The sequence below is a fragment of the Streptomyces sp. PR69 genome, assembly GCF_026420845.1.
GTDB lineage: Bacteria > Actinomycetota > Actinomycetes > Streptomycetales > Streptomycetaceae > Streptomyces.
On the sequence record NZ_JAOWCB010000006.1, the window covers coordinates 256,036 to 270,033 of the forward strand.

The window sequence follows — 13,998 nt, forward strand, 5'->3', positions numbered from 1 at the left end:
CAGGCGTCTCATACGTCACGGCCGCCGCCCACGACCTCCGTCACGGCTTGCGCGCGACCCCGCAGTACATCGCCACTTCCTCCGGCTCCGGACCGTCGCCCGGCTCCGGCCGCCACCGCGTACAGCTGACGACGCCCGGCTCCAGCAGCTCCAGCCCGTCGAAGTAGCGGACGATCTGGTCGGGCGTCCGCTGGGTGAGCTTCGGCGTGCCGTGTTCGTTCCAGAAGGCGACGGCCTGGTCCACATCCGGCATCGCCGGGCTGGTGATGGTGTGGGAGAGCACCAGATGGCTGCCGGACGGCAGGGCGTCCATCAGGCTGCGCACGATCCGCCGCGACTCCTCGTCGTCCTCGATGAAGATGACGATGCCCAGCAGCATCAGCGCGACCGGCTCGCTCAGATCGATCGTCTTGGCGGCCTGCTCCAGGATGGCGTCGACGTCCCTGAGGTCGGCGTCGAGATAGTCGGTACGGCCCTCGGGGGAGCTGGTGAGCAGGGCGCGGGCGTGCGCGAGGACGAGCGGGTCGTTGTCCACGTAGACGATCCGCGCGTCGGGCGCGACCCGCTGGGCCACCTCATGCGTGTTGTCGGCGCTCGGCAGGCCCGTGCCGATGTCCAGGAACTGGCGTATCCCCGCCTCGCCCGCCAGGTGATGCACGGAACGCCCGAGAAAATGCCGGTCTGCCATGGCGTAATCGACGATGCCCGGATGCAGATTGCGGATCTGGTCCCCGGCCTCGCGGTCCACGGGGTAGTTGTCCTTGCCGCCTGTCCAATAATTCCAGATTCGGGCGGTATGCGGTCGAGAAGTGTCGATCCTGGAAAGGATTCGAGCGCTGTCATCAGCGTATTCGGTCACCTTCGACACGATAGCCAACACCCATATGAGGAGGGGGTGTTGCTGCGCCATTCGACCCGCGCTGGACGCACACCCCGCCGTCCGTTAGCTTCACGGAAGCAATCCGATCGCAAATACGGGGGAGGGCGCATGGCGCTCAGCGAGAAATGGCAGGAGCTGTTCGGCGACGCCGAGACCGGCGCGGAGCGCGGCGGTAGCGGCGGCACTGGCATGCGCCTGGCGTCCACCGACGGCGGAGGCAGTGCCGGGGGCAACGGCGGGGGCGGCGGGGGCTCCGATTTCGACCTGAAGAGCAGCAAAGGCCCGTGGACTGCCGCCTCCGGCGTCGCGGGCGCGCTCCACACCTCCTCGTCCTCCGCCCTCACCGAGCTGGAGACCGCCTCCAAGGGCGTTGCCGACAACGCCAAGGGCCTCGACTCCACCTCCGCCCTCGCCGAGGTCCTCACCTCCTGGAAGGGCCGCCTGACCGCCGTACGGAACGAATGCTCCCGCCTGGAGGGCGCCCTGAAGACGGCGGGCAAGGAGTTCGGCGAGCGCGAAGAGCAGACCAGGCACGACTGGGACCGCCAGCGGCCGCACAGCGGAAACGGGGCCGGCCCGCGGTGACCACCTGGCAGGAACTGCGACAAGTCAGCCTCAGCGAGTACACGGACGCCGCCGACGGCTGGGGCAAGGTCTCCAGCCGCGCCAACGCCGCCAAGGACCGCGTCGACAACGAAATGCTCGGCAAGCTCCGTGAGACCCAGAAGGGCGAGACGGCGACCGCGGCCATCGGCGACCTCGAACGCCTCAGCCGCAACTACCAGTACATCCACACCGAGTGCGGTCTGATCCGCACCGCCCTCAACGGCCTGGCCGCCGAGCTGGAAGCGCCCAAGAACAAGCTGAAGCGGGCGCTGCAGCTCGCCGAGGACAACAAGTTCACGGTCAAGGCGGACGGATCGGTGCAGTACCCCGCTGCTGTCCCGTTCGCTTCCGGCAACGCCACAGCCACGCCTGGCGCACCGATTCCCCTTCTTCCTGGCAGCGCGGAGGGAGGCGCCGATCGGAACAAGGCGCTCGCCGAGCAGATAGCCGAGGACATCGCCGCCGCCGTGCGCGAGGCGGACGAGATCGACGGCCGGTACGCGCGCGTGCTGCGCAAGCTCAAGACGACGGACGGACTCGACGTCACCGACGCGATGTTCGCGGACGCCGCCCAGGACACCAGGGACCTCCAGAAGGCGGCCGGCGACTACGCCAAGGCGTCGGACATCCCCCAGGGCAAGTCCGCGGCCGATAACGCCGCCTGGTGGAAGAGCCTGGACGCGGAGAGGCAGGCGGAGTACGCGACGCTCTACCCGGCCTCCATCGGCGCCCTCGACGGCCTCCCGTCGGCCGTACGGGACGACGCCAACCGCATGGTGCTGGCCGAGACCCGGGCGAAGTACCAGCTGGAGCTGAACTCCTTCCCGGCGGAGCCCGCCCGGTACGTCGCCAACCCCAACGGCTCCTACCCGGCCGCCGTCGAGTCCGAGGACTGGCGCAAGTGGAAATCCCGGAAGGAGGAGCTGGAGAAGGGCCTCAAGGGCATGAACGCCATCCAGAAGCGGTTTGACGCCCCGCCCTCCGAAGGGCTGCCCCCGGCCTTCCTCCTCGGCTTCGACGCCAAGGGCACCGGCCGCGCGATCATCGCCAACGGCAACCCGGACACGGCGGACAACACCGCGGTGTACGTCCCCGGCACCACGGCCAGGCTGGAGGGCATCGGCGGCGACATCAACCGGATGACGGAGATGTGGCGCGCAGCCAACACCGAAGCCCCCGGCGAAACCACCTCCACCATCACCTGGCTCGGGTACGACCCCCCACAGGCCATTGTCTCGGAGGCGACGGAGAAGCAGTGGGCGTACGACGGCTCACCGAAGCTCAACGACTTCATGGACGGCCTCGAAGCCGCCCAGGGCGGGGCCGACGCCAGCCACACGACCGTCATCGGCCACAGCTACGGCTCCACGGTCGTCGGTGACGCCTCCAACAAGGGCGATCTGTCAGCTGACGACATCATCGTGGCGGGCAGCCCGGGCATGCTGGTCGCCGAGGCGGACGACCTCGACGTGCCGAAGGGCCATGTCTGGTCCGCGGCCGCTGGCGACGACTTCGTCCCCACTGGGGGAAAGCTCGCCGGGCTCGGCGGCCGGAAGTGGGATGTCCATACCTGGAACGGCATCCCCTACGACGCCGGATACATCCAGACGGTCCCCTCTGACGAGGCTTTCGGAGCGCACCGGATGGACGTGGACACCTCCGGGCACAGCGACTACTGGAAACGGGACTCGCTGAGCCTGCGCAATCAGGCCCTGGTCGTGGTCGGGGATTACCACAGGGTGGAAGAGGACGACTGAGTGACAGTACGCATCAACAACGCAGGCCACCGCCGAACTCTGGCGACGCTGGCCCCTCTCCTTGCCATGACAGCCCTCACGACAGGATGCTCGAAAGACGTGGACGATCTTGGGTACACCCCCACCACGCTGGCGGTCGACGACCTGCGGGCCCGGACGAAGTCCGTATCCAGCCAGATCTACGACATGATCGGCATCAAGGGCGGCAAGACGACGGAGCCCGGCCCTGGGATCTCCACCTGCGAGGAGGACCCGGAGCACCTGTTCATGTCGCGGCACCCATGGTCCGTCTACCAAGTCTCGCAGGACGAGCTGAAGCAGGGGTTCCAGCGGCTTCGGGAGAACCTGCCGAAAAACGGCTGGAAGATCGTCGAGTACGGCCCGAACAACAGCAAAGCCAGGACGCTTGAGCTGACTGCCGACTCCGAGAAGGACCGGTACTCCATCAATGCGACGCTCAACGTCGGGGGACCGGCCGACGAGGAACCCCGTATCACGGTGTACGTGGTCTCCGGCTGCTTCCGCGCCCCCGAGGGCACCGACCTCAACGGCGTCTACTGACGGCGGCTGACTTCAGTAGACGTCAGCAGACACCGGCGAGGGGGCGGCTGACGGCCGCTCGCCTCGGCGCAAACCACTCGAACGCGCGCCCGACCCCGCGCGCGGCTGCGCCCCGCGCGCGCTTCGACTGCCCCCGTCAGCCCACGCCGCCGACGCCCCGCCGCCCACCGCGCTTCACAGCGCCCCAAATGTGGGACAACGACAGTCATTGCCCGGAGTCACGCAGCGTGATACACAGAGTGACGATGGGCCTGCTCGCGCCACATCCTGATCTCGCCATCGCAGGTCAGGGCGGGTGCAGTCGGTCATACGTGCGGAGATCGGGTAAAGAGACCAGCCAAGTCGGCATACGCGGACGGTTTCATCAGCGAAGATAGAGCCACGGCCCATGCCAAGGGGCAGGGGCACCGAACAACCCGACAGGGGCGGTGAGTTACATGATCCTGGCAGCCGAAAAGGGCGACATCACCACCATTATCGGAGGAATCGCCCCAAACTGGGGGCCTTTCGGGAGTCTGGGCAACGAAGCCCGCGTGATGATCGAGGTCGTGATGGCGATCGCCATCCTCCTCTGCCTCGCCATCGCCATCTGGGGCGCGGCAAAGCAGCGCATCGGAGCGACGGCGCTGCGCGACACCTTCAGCGCGGAACAGGGCAAGGGCCTGATCGTCGCCGGCCTGACCGGCGTCTTCATCATCGGATCGCTGGGGACCTTGTTCACCATCGTCTACGGGATGGCTGTCTAACCACCCGTCAGTCATCGCCGGGCCCGCCGGTCCGGGTCCGGCCACATTGAGGTTGCGTCCCCTGATGTCGAGTCACCACACCGCACCTGCGCGGAGAGCAGCAAGGCTGCCGTCGTACGACACCCACACGGCGGCTTCGGCGTGCCACGCGGAACAGCAGACGACTGAGGGGGCGTACGCACCATGAGCCTCGGCGACGAGCAGGGCTACGGCGGCGAGCAGACCGATCCCCCGCGCCAGACCCGCACCCGCCTCCCGAGCGCCCCGGCCCCCGACGTCTACGGCGGCGCCCGCCGACCGTCCCGCAGCTCACGCTCGCTGGTCGCGGTGGTCGGCGTCGTCGTCCTCCTGATCGCCGCGATCGCCTTCGCCAACCGGGGCGGGGACAGCGACGGCGGCTCCTCCTCCCGCGGCAACTCCGCGGGGGCGGGGCCCACGGCGGCCACGGGCGTCAAGCCGGTGACGGGGAAGGCCGGAGCCGGGACCATCCCTTCGGGTTACGCCCACGACGAGCAGGGGGCGCAGAGCGCGGCGGCGAACTATGCGGTGGCGCTGGGCTCTGACGGGATGTTCAACAAGGAGCGCCGACGCCGCATCGTGGAGGCGGTCGCGGACCCCAGCACCCTGGCGGCCCTGCAGTCCGGATTCGACTCCGACTACTCGGCTGAGTTCCTCGCGCAACTGGGGCTGAAGGCGGACGGCACCGCCCCCGCGGGCACGACGTTCGTCAACCGCACCATCCCCGCAGGAACCAAGGTCCGGAAGTACACCGAGGACGCAGCCGACGTCGACGTGTGGTGCATGGGCCTGTTCGGCCTCACCGGGGAGAAGTCCACCAAACCGGTGACGAGCGGCTGGTTCACCGTAACGGTGCAGCTGAAATGGGACGACTCCGACTGGAAGGTTCTGACGACCAGCCAGAAGACCGGGCCGACCCCGGTCACCGGCGACAACGCCATCTCCGGGTCGGACGAGATCGCGAACGCGGTCAACGAATTCGGAGGGTTCACGTATGCCCGGTAGCCCTCGCCGCGCCCGCACCGTGCTCGCCGCTCTGGTGGCGATCCACTCCACGGTGTTCCTGTACGCGGCGCGCTCCGCAGCAGAGCCGACACCCACCCCCACGCCTACCCCGACTCCCAGCCCCAGTGAGAGCGACGACCCCTGCGCGCTCATCGCCGGCCCCGCCCGCGACTACTGCGAAAACGGCGAAGGCGCCGGCAGCGGCTCGCGCACCGGCGGGGTCAGCGACCCCGCCGACGCCCTCGACCCGCTGTCCTCGCTCGCCCGCGGCTGCGCCGACGCCGCCGCCTGGACCGTCGACACGCTCTCCAAGGCGGTGAAGTCCACGGCCACCGTGGACTTCACCAACACCACCTTCCTGGCCCAGTACGCCATCGTCTTCGCCGCCGCCACCGTCCTCACCCTCGTGCTCTGGCTCCTCGCCGTCGCCAAGCGCGCCATCCGCGGCGTCCCCCTCACCACCGCCATCTCCGAGGCCGTCGGCTTCCTCTGGCTCACCGTCCTCGCCTGCGCCTTCACCCCGCTGATCCTCTACACCATCGTCTCCGCCACCGACGGCGTCACCGAAGTCATCGCGGGCGGCAGCAGCGGCCAGACGGACATGTTCTTCGGGAACTTCTCGGCCGCGCTCACCAAGGGCACGGACATCGGCGGCGGGCCGATCATGCTGATCGTCGTCTCGCTGGTCACGATCCTCGCCGCCGGCGTGCTGTATCTGGAACTGTTCATCCGGGCGGTGCTCCTGTACGTCGGCGCGCTGCTGGGCGTCGTCGTCTACTCGGGGCTCGTCGACAAGAACATGTGGGGGCACGTCCGCCGCTGGGCGGGGATCATGATCGCGGTGATCCTGGTCAAGCCGATCATCGTCATTGTGCTGGGCCTCGCCGGAGCGCTCGCCTCCGAAGGCGGCCCCGACTCCTTCTCGGCCGTGGTCTCCGGGCTCGCGATCATCATCCTGGCCATCTTCGCGTCCGTGATGATCTACCGCTTCGTGCCGGGCTTCGGCGACGAGATCGTGTCCTCCCGCAACAACCGCCTCCAGAACAGCGCCGAGAACGCCGCGGCCGCCGTCATCAGCTCCCCCGCCGCTCTCGTCTCGCAGGGCATCAAGACTCACAGCGCCCGCGGCAACCCCTCAGGTGACGGCTCCGGCGGCGCGGGCAGCGGCGCGGCCCGCCCCGCCAACCCCGTCAGCGGCGGCGTCGCCGCCCACAGCTCCCGCGGCGGCTCAGCGGCAACGGCCGCGCCCCCGCCCCGTAACGCGGGGGCAGGCCCGTCCGGCGGCACCCCGCACACCAGCCGCAGCACCAGCGGCTCAGGCACGCACGGCACACACGGCACACGCGGCGCACACGGCGCCGGAAGCACGACAGGCACAGGCACCGGCACAGGCACAGGAGGTGGAGGGCGTTGACGACCCAGTCCCAACCCATCACGCCCCGCCGTACGTATCTCATCGGCCGCTCCCGGCCGAACGCGATCATCGGCAAGAACCGCGAGACCGGCGAGATCGCCCTGATCATCGCCGGCGCGTTCCTCGGCATGATGAGCGGACTGCTGGTCCCCTTCCTCTCCCTGCGCATCGTGCTGCTGATGGGCTTTCCGCTGCTCGCCCTGGCCGCCGTGTACGTCCCCTTCAAGGGCCGCACCTTCTACAAGTGGTTTGAGATCAGCCGCAGCTACCGCCGCACCGTCCGCAGCGGCGTCGCCGTCTACCGCTCCGCCGCCGCCGAGGCCGGCACCCGCTTCGACGGCCGCGAGGTCGAGGTCGGACCGCCCCCCGGCATCGGCCGGATCAACTGGCTCGCCGCCCCCTTCGGGCCCGACGAGATCGCCGTACTCCTCCACGCCGACCGCCGCACCGTCACCGCCGCCATCGAGATCGAGGGCCCGGGCGTCGGACTGCGCGACAGCGAGGACCAGGAAGCCCTGGTGGACCGTTTCGGCACGCTCCTCAAGCATGTCGCCAACGGCGACGGCTTCGTCACCCGCCTCCAGATGCTGGCCCGCACCCTCCCCGCCGACCCCGACGCCCACGCCAAGGACGTCGCCCAGCGCGGCAACGCCCACGCCCCGGCCTGGCTGCGCGACTCGTACGACCAGCTCCAGTCGATGGTCTCCACCTCCAGCGAGCAGCACCGCGCCTATCTCGTCGCCTGTATGCACTACACCCGCGAGCTGGCCGCCGAGGCGAACGCCATGGCCCGCGCCGCCCGCCAGGCCACCGGCGCCCGCAAGCTCGACAAGGACGCCGGCCTCGCCGTCGTCATGGCCCGCGAGCTGACCGACATCTGCGCCCGGCTCGCCGAGGCCGACATCCGCGTACGCCAGCCGCTCGGCCAGAGCCGCCTCGCCTCCCTCGTGCACTCCATGTACGACCCCGACCACCCCATCGACCACATCCAGGCCATGACCCGGCGCAACGCCTGGCCCGCCGAACTCGACGCCATGGAGCCCACCTACCTCCAGGCCAAGACCCGCGAGTCCGCCACCCGCGCCCCCTGGTGCCACGCCACCGCCTGGATCAAGGAGTGGCCGCTCACGCCCGTCGGCGTCAACTTCCTCGCCCCGCTGCTCGTCCACACCCCCGACGTCATCCGCACGGTCGCCGTCTGCATGGACCTGGAGCCCACCGAGGTCGCCATCGAGCGCATGCTCACCGAGAAGACCAACGACGAGGCGGACGCCAGCCGCGCCGCCAAGCTGAACCGCACCGTCGACCCACGCGACATCGCCGCACACGGCCGGCTCGACCAGCGGGGTGAAGATCTCGCGAGCGGCGCGGCGGGCGTCAACCTCGTCGGGTACATCACCGTGTCGGCGCGCTCCCCCGAGGCCCTGGCCAAGGACAAGCGCACGATCAGGGCCTCAGCCGGCAAGTCCTACCTCAAGCTGGAGTGGTGCGACCGCGAGCACCACCGGGCCTTTGTGAACACGCTGCCGTTCGCGACCGGCATCCGCCGATAGGGGCCCAGCCATGCGAGATCCGCTGTCCGTCCTCACCGACGCCTTCACCTCCTTCGTCTTCGGGAAGGTGGAGACGACCCGCCCGCCCGTCCGCACCTCCACCGGCCAGGCCCAGGCCGTATATCTGCCCACCGCGGCCCCCGGACTCGGTGACTCCGGCGTGATCATCGGCCGTGAGGTCTACAGCGGCAAGGGCTATGTGTACGACCCCTTCCAGCTGTACGGGCAGCAGCTCCCCGCCCCCCACTGGCTGGTCCTCGGCGAGTCCGGCAACGGCAAGTCGGCGCTGGAGAAGACCTACGTCCTGCGTCAGCTCCGGTTCCGCGACCGCCAGGTCGTCGTCCTCGACGCCCAGGGCGAGGACGGCGTCGGCGAATGGAACCTCATCGCCCAGCAGCTGGGGATAACTCCCATCCGACTGGACCCGATGACCGCGCTCGACGGCGGCATCCGGCTCAACCCCCTCGACCCGGCGATCACCACCACGGGCCAGCTCGCCCTGCTCCGTACGATCATCGAGGTCGCGATGGGCCACGGCCTCGACGAGCGCGCCGGCTTCGCGCTCAAGGTCGCGCACGCCTACGTCAACGCCACCATCACCGGCCGCCAGCCCGTGCTGACGGACATCGTCGAACAGCTCCGCCACCCCGAGCCGGAGTCCGCGGAGGCGATGAACGTCGACATAGACGATGTACGGGCCTGGGGGCTCGACGTCGCCCTCGTCCTCGACCGGCTCGTCGACGGCGATCTGCGCGGCATGTTCGACGGCCCGACGACCGTCGGCATCGACCTCGACGCCCCGCTGATCGTCTTCGACCTCTCCCATATCGACCGCAACTCCATCGCCATGCCCATCCTCATGGCCATCGTCGGAGTCTGGCTGGAGCACACCTGGATCCGCCCCGACCGGAAGAAGCGCATCTTCCTGGTCGAGGAGGCCTGGCACATCATCAACAGCCCCTTCGTCGCCCAGCTCTTCCAGCGGCTCCTCAAGTTCGGGCGACGCCTCGGGCTGTCCTTCGTCGCCGTCGTCCACCATCTGTCGGACGTCGTCGACGGCGCGGCGGCCCGCGAAGCCGCCGCGATCCTCAAGATGGCCTCCACCAGGACCGTCTACGCCCAGAAGGCCGACGAGGCGCGCGCGACCGGCCGGGTCCTCGGCCTGCCCCGCTGGGCGGTCGAGATCATCCCGACCCTCACCCCGGGCATCGCCGTCTGGGACGTCAACGGCAATGTGCAGGTCGTCAAGCACCTGGTGACGGAGGCCGAACGGCCGATCGTCTTCACCGACCGCGCGATGACCGAATCCTCCGCATCATCCGCATCCTCCGCATCCGCCCTATCCGCCTCGGAGGGCCGCTCACTGCCCGAAGACGTCCAGGCCGCCGAATGGGAGGCAGAGCGTCGCGCGGCCCTCATCGAGCAGCAGCAGCTGGAGCTGGACGAGTCCTCGGAATCAACGGTGGCGTGATATGCCCGACCGGTACGACGACTACGAAGCGCGGCGCGCTGGCCACGCACGCCCCGGCGAACGCGGCGTCCCCGACGGCCTGCTGGTGGGCCTGCTCGGCTTTCTCCTCGGCCTGACACTGCTGGTGTGGACGGCAACGGGCCTGGCGGGCCTGCTCGCGCACGGCGCCTGGCCGAGCGGGGTCGCCTTCACCCGTACGCCGCTGGCAATGCGCGCCCTGGCCTCCGACCCGCGCGACCTGCCCGCCGCCTGGCCGGACACCCCGCCGGAGCAGCTCTCGGGCCACGGGCTGTTCTGGGGGCTGGCCATCGGCGAGTTGCTGGTGCTGACAGTCCTGTCCGTCTTCGTCCTGGGAACGACGGCGCGCTGGCGGGCGGTCCGCGAGGCGAGGAAGGGGAAGCTGTACGAGCGGGAGGCGTACGGGGGTCGTGAGGCGTACGAGACCAAGCCCGCGGCCAAGCCCGCGCCCGAGGCCGCCCCCAAGGCTGTCCCCGAGGCCACCTCGACCAGCGCGACCAGCACGACCAGCACGGGCGTCTCCGCAGCACCGCCGCCGGCAGCTGTCGCACCGCCCAGCCCGGCCCCCGTGGGCCAGCCCGATCAGCCCGTTCAGATGGCAGCCCCAGCCGACCGGGCAACACCCCCGTCCCCCACACCGTCCTCGCGCCCCACCGTCCCGTCGCCCCGCACCCCCCGCGTCCTCTACGGCGACCCCGCCACCCGCCGCCCGGCCACCGTCCAGGCAGTCCTGGACGCGGACGGCCCGGCCCTCGTCGTCACCTCGGACGCCACCGTCTGGTCGGAGACGAAGGACACGCGCTCCAAGCTCGGCCCCGTCCTGGTCTACGACCCCGGGCACCTGTGCGACACACCCGCCCGGCTCCACTGGTCGCCCACGGCACACTGCGAGGACGCCGACACGGCCACGGCCCGCGCCGCCGCGCTCCTCGCCCCCGTACGCCCGCACGCCCTCCTCGACGCCACCATGGCGGACACGGCCCAGACGCTGCTGCGCTGCTGGCTGCATGCCGCCGCCATGGACGGCCGCCCGTTCAAGCAGGTGCATCGCTGGGCACAGGGCGGCGGCGCCCAGGAGGCCGTACGCATCCTCCGCACCCACCCCAAGGCCGCCGCCGGTCTCGCGGGACTGCTGGAGTCGGCGCTCATCGCGCACCCCGAACGCCGCGATGTGGCACAGCAGCTGACGACCCGTGCGCTGTCCGCGCTCTCCTCGATCCACATCCGTGACGCGTGCACCGGGAATCGGCCCGATTCGCTTTCCTTGGAATCATTCATAAACGAAGGGGGCACGCTTTATGTGGTGGGTGAACCGATTGAGGATCCCCGCACCCACCCCGGTGCCATGCCGCTGCTCACGGCACTCGCCTCAAGCGTGGTCGAGCACGGCCGCCGCGTGGCCGCACGGTCATCCGCCGGCCGGCTCGACCCACCACTGTCGCTCATCCTCGACGACGTCGCGGCGGTGGCTCCGCTTCCCCATCTCCCGGAGCTGCTGGCCTCAGGTCAGGACCAGGGCCTGCCGACCCTGGTCCTGCTCCGCTCCCCCGAACAGGCCCGCGCCCGCTGGCCGGAGCCGCTCCCGCAGTGATGGGACCGGTGAAGCATCCCAGCTGCGCCGAACAGCACTTTCACGTTCCCGTCGGCAACAGCGCGACGGCCCCCGGTGAATCCGAGGGCCGTTCCGCGTACCGTTCTGAGTGCCTATGTCAGAACGGAGTTCAGCATGGCACACCCTGCTGACGAGCACACCGGCGCGCGAATCGCCGACTATCGCAAGCTACGACAGTTGACGCAGACCGCCCTCGCCGAGCGGGCGTTCCTCTCCCGCAGCTGCATCGCCAAGGTCGAGAGCGGCCTGGCGCCGGCCACCCCGGCGGTCGTCGCCGCCGTCGCCAGAGTCCTCCAGGTGGACGTCGCCGTCCTCAACGGGCAGCCCTACATCTCGGAGCTGAGACAGGACCATTTGGACCGGCTCATCGCTCCGCTGTCCGATGCGCTGGACATGTACGACCTGGGCCCGGACCCGGACATCACGCCCCGCCCGATGAGCCAGATAGCAGCCGAGGTCGACGCTCTGTGCGCCCGCACGTGCGCCACCCAGTACAAGGGGGTCGGGGAGGATCTGCCCGGGCTGCTCGCCGAGTTGACCACAGCGCTGAGTGTCCTGCCGACCGGAGTGGACCGGCAGCAGGCCGCGACCTGCCTGTCCTGGTGCTACTGGGTGGCGTACGAGTTCGCCTACCGGCTCGGCTATCACACGCTAGCCTCCATCGCGCTGGAGCGCATGGGATGGATGGCCGAGCAAGCACAGGACCCCCTGCTGCTGGCGGTCCGGCTGGCGAAGCGCTCCAGCATGCTGCTGCGCCGCGGGGACAACCGCATGTCGCTGAAGGTCATCGAGCGCGGGCACAAGCTCGTCGAGCAGCACGACGACCCCCAGTCGGTCGAGGCTCGTGTGGTGTCGGGAAGCCTGCACCTGGCCGCGGCCATCGCGGCCGCGCAGGCGAAGAACGAAGACACCGTCAGCGGATACATGGAACTGGCCAAGAAGACCGCGAAGGGGATCGGCCGTGACGTGCCGCGCGTCTACTGGTCCTCGTTCGGCACCACCAACGTCAAGCACTTCGAGGTGGCGACGCTCGTCGAGCTGGGGCAGCTCGGTGAGGCCGTGAAGAAGGCTAGGACGCTGCGCTTTCCCAGCGAGCATCCGAAGATGCGGGTGGGCCGGTACCACATCGAGATGGCCAGAGCATACGCCCAGATGGGCCGCACAGAGGCCTCACTCAAGGCGCTGGCAACGGCTCGTGAGGTCGCGCCGCAGCAGGCCCGGTATCACCCGCTGATGAGGGAGACCATCGGGGCGCTGGTACGGCGTCAGCGGATATCGACGCAAGGCTTGTCGTCGCTCGCCGCCTGGGTCGGCATGTAGCAGGACGCGAAGGGGCCGGTTGTTCAAAATCCGGGAACACCGAGGGGCGCAAGGACAGGCAGTGTGACGGTACCCACACCGTCTGCGCATGGAGCCGATCACCATGACCTTCTACGCCCCACTCCCGGTGCGCTTCCTCCCACTGGGCCCGGCCCCAGAGCCCGCACCCGGCTGCGGCGTATGCGCCGCGCTCGACAAGGAGCGCGGCGCGGCGCTCGCCGCCGAGTGCCATGCGAAAGCCGCCCGCTGCAACGCAGCTTCGCAACCACCCCCACATCCCAGGGCACTGCGTGATCCCGGCAGCGAGTCCCGCGCGGCTCGACGTCAAAGGCATGCTGGCGGACGCCGGGCAGCTGCTGGCCACAGGGGCGGAGGGTCCGACGGACGACGGGCTGAGCGAGCTGACCCTGCGGCTGCGCGGGCACATCATGCTGCTCATCCCCGCGGTGAGCGACCGGATCACGGTGCACCCGCGCAACGACGACCCGTTGGCCCAGGCCATGGCGGGGGTCGCGCGGGCGGGACGTCGGCTCGCCGAGGAGGCCCCGAACGGCAGCCTCACCCAGGCCGTGGCCTACGCACAGCGGCTCGCCCACACCGTGGTGGCGCTCACCGAGCACCTGGCAGCGCTTGAGGACCCGCGGTGAGGTCCTGGCGACGGCCGATGAACGTCACGGCCCGGCAGGACGACGTATCTCGTACTCCACCTCTCGTGCCGTGGCGTCGCCGGGCGTGGGCATCGTCTCTCCGCTCGCCATGAAACCCGCACGCCGATAGAACGCCGCGGCACGGGTGTTGCGCTCGTGCACATACAGCCTTACCCGTTCGATCTTCGGCTCGGTCAGGGTCCAGGACCATTCGATAGCGGCACGGAACAGGTCGTCCGCAAGCCCTGAGCCACGGGCCTCGGGTCTTACAAAGACCCCGACGACATGCGCCTGGTCGACTGTCGCCTCGGCTCCGAAGCTCAACCCAGTGCCGGCCGGTTCGACCAGTACGGTCAGAGTCCCGCACGACTCAGTGAGGACGGGGCAACG

Annotated in this window: 13 protein-coding genes; 11 read left to right on the forward strand and 2 right to left on the reverse strand. The window is 69.7% G+C overall.

What is annotated here, in order from left to right; all coding sequences use genetic code 11:
* Positions 1-40: 40 nt before the first annotated feature.
* Positions 41-910, reverse strand: coding sequence for an SAM-dependent methyltransferase (locus OF819_RS08670; RefSeq protein WP_267242800.1), 870 nt, complete (start codon positions 908-910; stop codon positions 41-43).
* Between the two features lie 78 nt (positions 911-988).
* Between OF819_RS08670 and OF819_RS08675 the strand changes: the two genes are divergently transcribed.
* From OF819_RS08675 to OF819_RS08725, 11 genes are all read left to right on the forward strand, one after another.
* Positions 989-1,465, forward strand: coding sequence for a hypothetical protein (locus tag OF819_RS08675; protein WP_267242801.1), 477 nt, complete (start codon positions 989-991; stop codon positions 1,463-1,465).
* Positions 1,462-3,243: an alpha/beta hydrolase gene (locus OF819_RS08680; protein ID WP_267242802.1), complete on the forward strand. Its 1,782-nt coding sequence runs from the start codon at positions 1,462-1,464 to the stop codon at positions 3,241-3,243. Before OF819_RS08675 ends, OF819_RS08680 begins: the two co-directional genes overlap by 4 nt.
* A gap of 99 nt (positions 3,244-3,342) precedes the next feature.
* The gene (locus OF819_RS08685; protein ID WP_267242803.1) at positions 3,343-3,804 is read left to right on the forward strand and encodes a hypothetical protein; all 462 of its coding nucleotides are present in this window, start codon (positions 3,343-3,345) and stop codon (positions 3,802-3,804) included.
* 437 nt (positions 3,805-4,241) lie between these two features.
* Positions 4,242-4,550, forward strand: coding sequence for a hypothetical protein (locus tag OF819_RS08690; RefSeq protein ID WP_240139251.1), 309 nt, complete (start codon positions 4,242-4,244; stop codon positions 4,548-4,550).
* A 183-nt stretch (positions 4,551-4,733) separates the two neighbouring features.
* Positions 4,734-5,573 (forward strand): hypothetical protein, encoded by an 840-nt coding sequence (locus OF819_RS08695; protein ID WP_267242804.1) that lies wholly within the window; start codon positions 4,734-4,736, stop codon positions 5,571-5,573.
* Positions 5,563-6,987 carry a hypothetical protein gene (locus tag OF819_RS08700; RefSeq protein WP_267242805.1) on the forward strand — a complete coding sequence of 475 codons (1,425 nt, stop codon included), beginning with the start codon at positions 5,563-5,565 and terminating at the stop codon, positions 6,985-6,987. The genes OF819_RS08695 and OF819_RS08700 overlap by 11 nt, the downstream gene beginning before the upstream one ends.
* The gene (locus OF819_RS08705) at positions 6,984-8,540 is read left to right on the forward strand and encodes an SCO6880 family protein (RefSeq protein ID WP_267242806.1); all 1,557 of its coding nucleotides are present in this window, start codon (positions 6,984-6,986) and stop codon (positions 8,538-8,540) included. The genes OF819_RS08700 and OF819_RS08705 overlap by 4 nt, the downstream gene beginning before the upstream one ends.
* A 10-nt stretch (positions 8,541-8,550) precedes the next feature.
* Positions 8,551-10,011 carry an ATP-binding protein gene (locus tag OF819_RS08710; protein WP_267242807.1) on the forward strand — a complete coding sequence of 487 codons (1,461 nt, stop codon included), beginning with the start codon at positions 8,551-8,553 and terminating at the stop codon, positions 10,009-10,011.
* A 1-nt stretch (position 10,012) separates the two neighbouring features.
* Positions 10,013-11,620 (forward strand): type IV secretory system conjugative DNA transfer family protein, encoded by a 1,608-nt coding sequence (locus OF819_RS08715; RefSeq protein WP_267242808.1) that lies wholly within the window; start codon positions 10,013-10,015, stop codon positions 11,618-11,620.
* 135 nt (positions 11,621-11,755) lie between these two features.
* Positions 11,756-12,961: a helix-turn-helix domain-containing protein gene (locus tag OF819_RS08720; RefSeq protein WP_267242809.1), complete on the forward strand. Its 1,206-nt coding sequence runs from the start codon at positions 11,756-11,758 to the stop codon at positions 12,959-12,961.
* A gap of 290 nt (positions 12,962-13,251) precedes the next feature.
* Positions 13,252-13,608 (forward strand): DUF6415 family natural product biosynthesis protein, encoded by a 357-nt coding sequence (locus tag OF819_RS08725; protein ID WP_267242810.1) that lies wholly within the window; start codon positions 13,252-13,254, stop codon positions 13,606-13,608.
* Between the two features lie 24 nt (positions 13,609-13,632).
* Here the strand turns inward: OF819_RS08725 and OF819_RS08730 are convergent.
* A partial coding sequence (locus OF819_RS08730; protein ID WP_267242811.1) for a GNAT family N-acetyltransferase occupies positions 13,633-13,998 on the reverse strand: 366 nt, incomplete at its 5' end.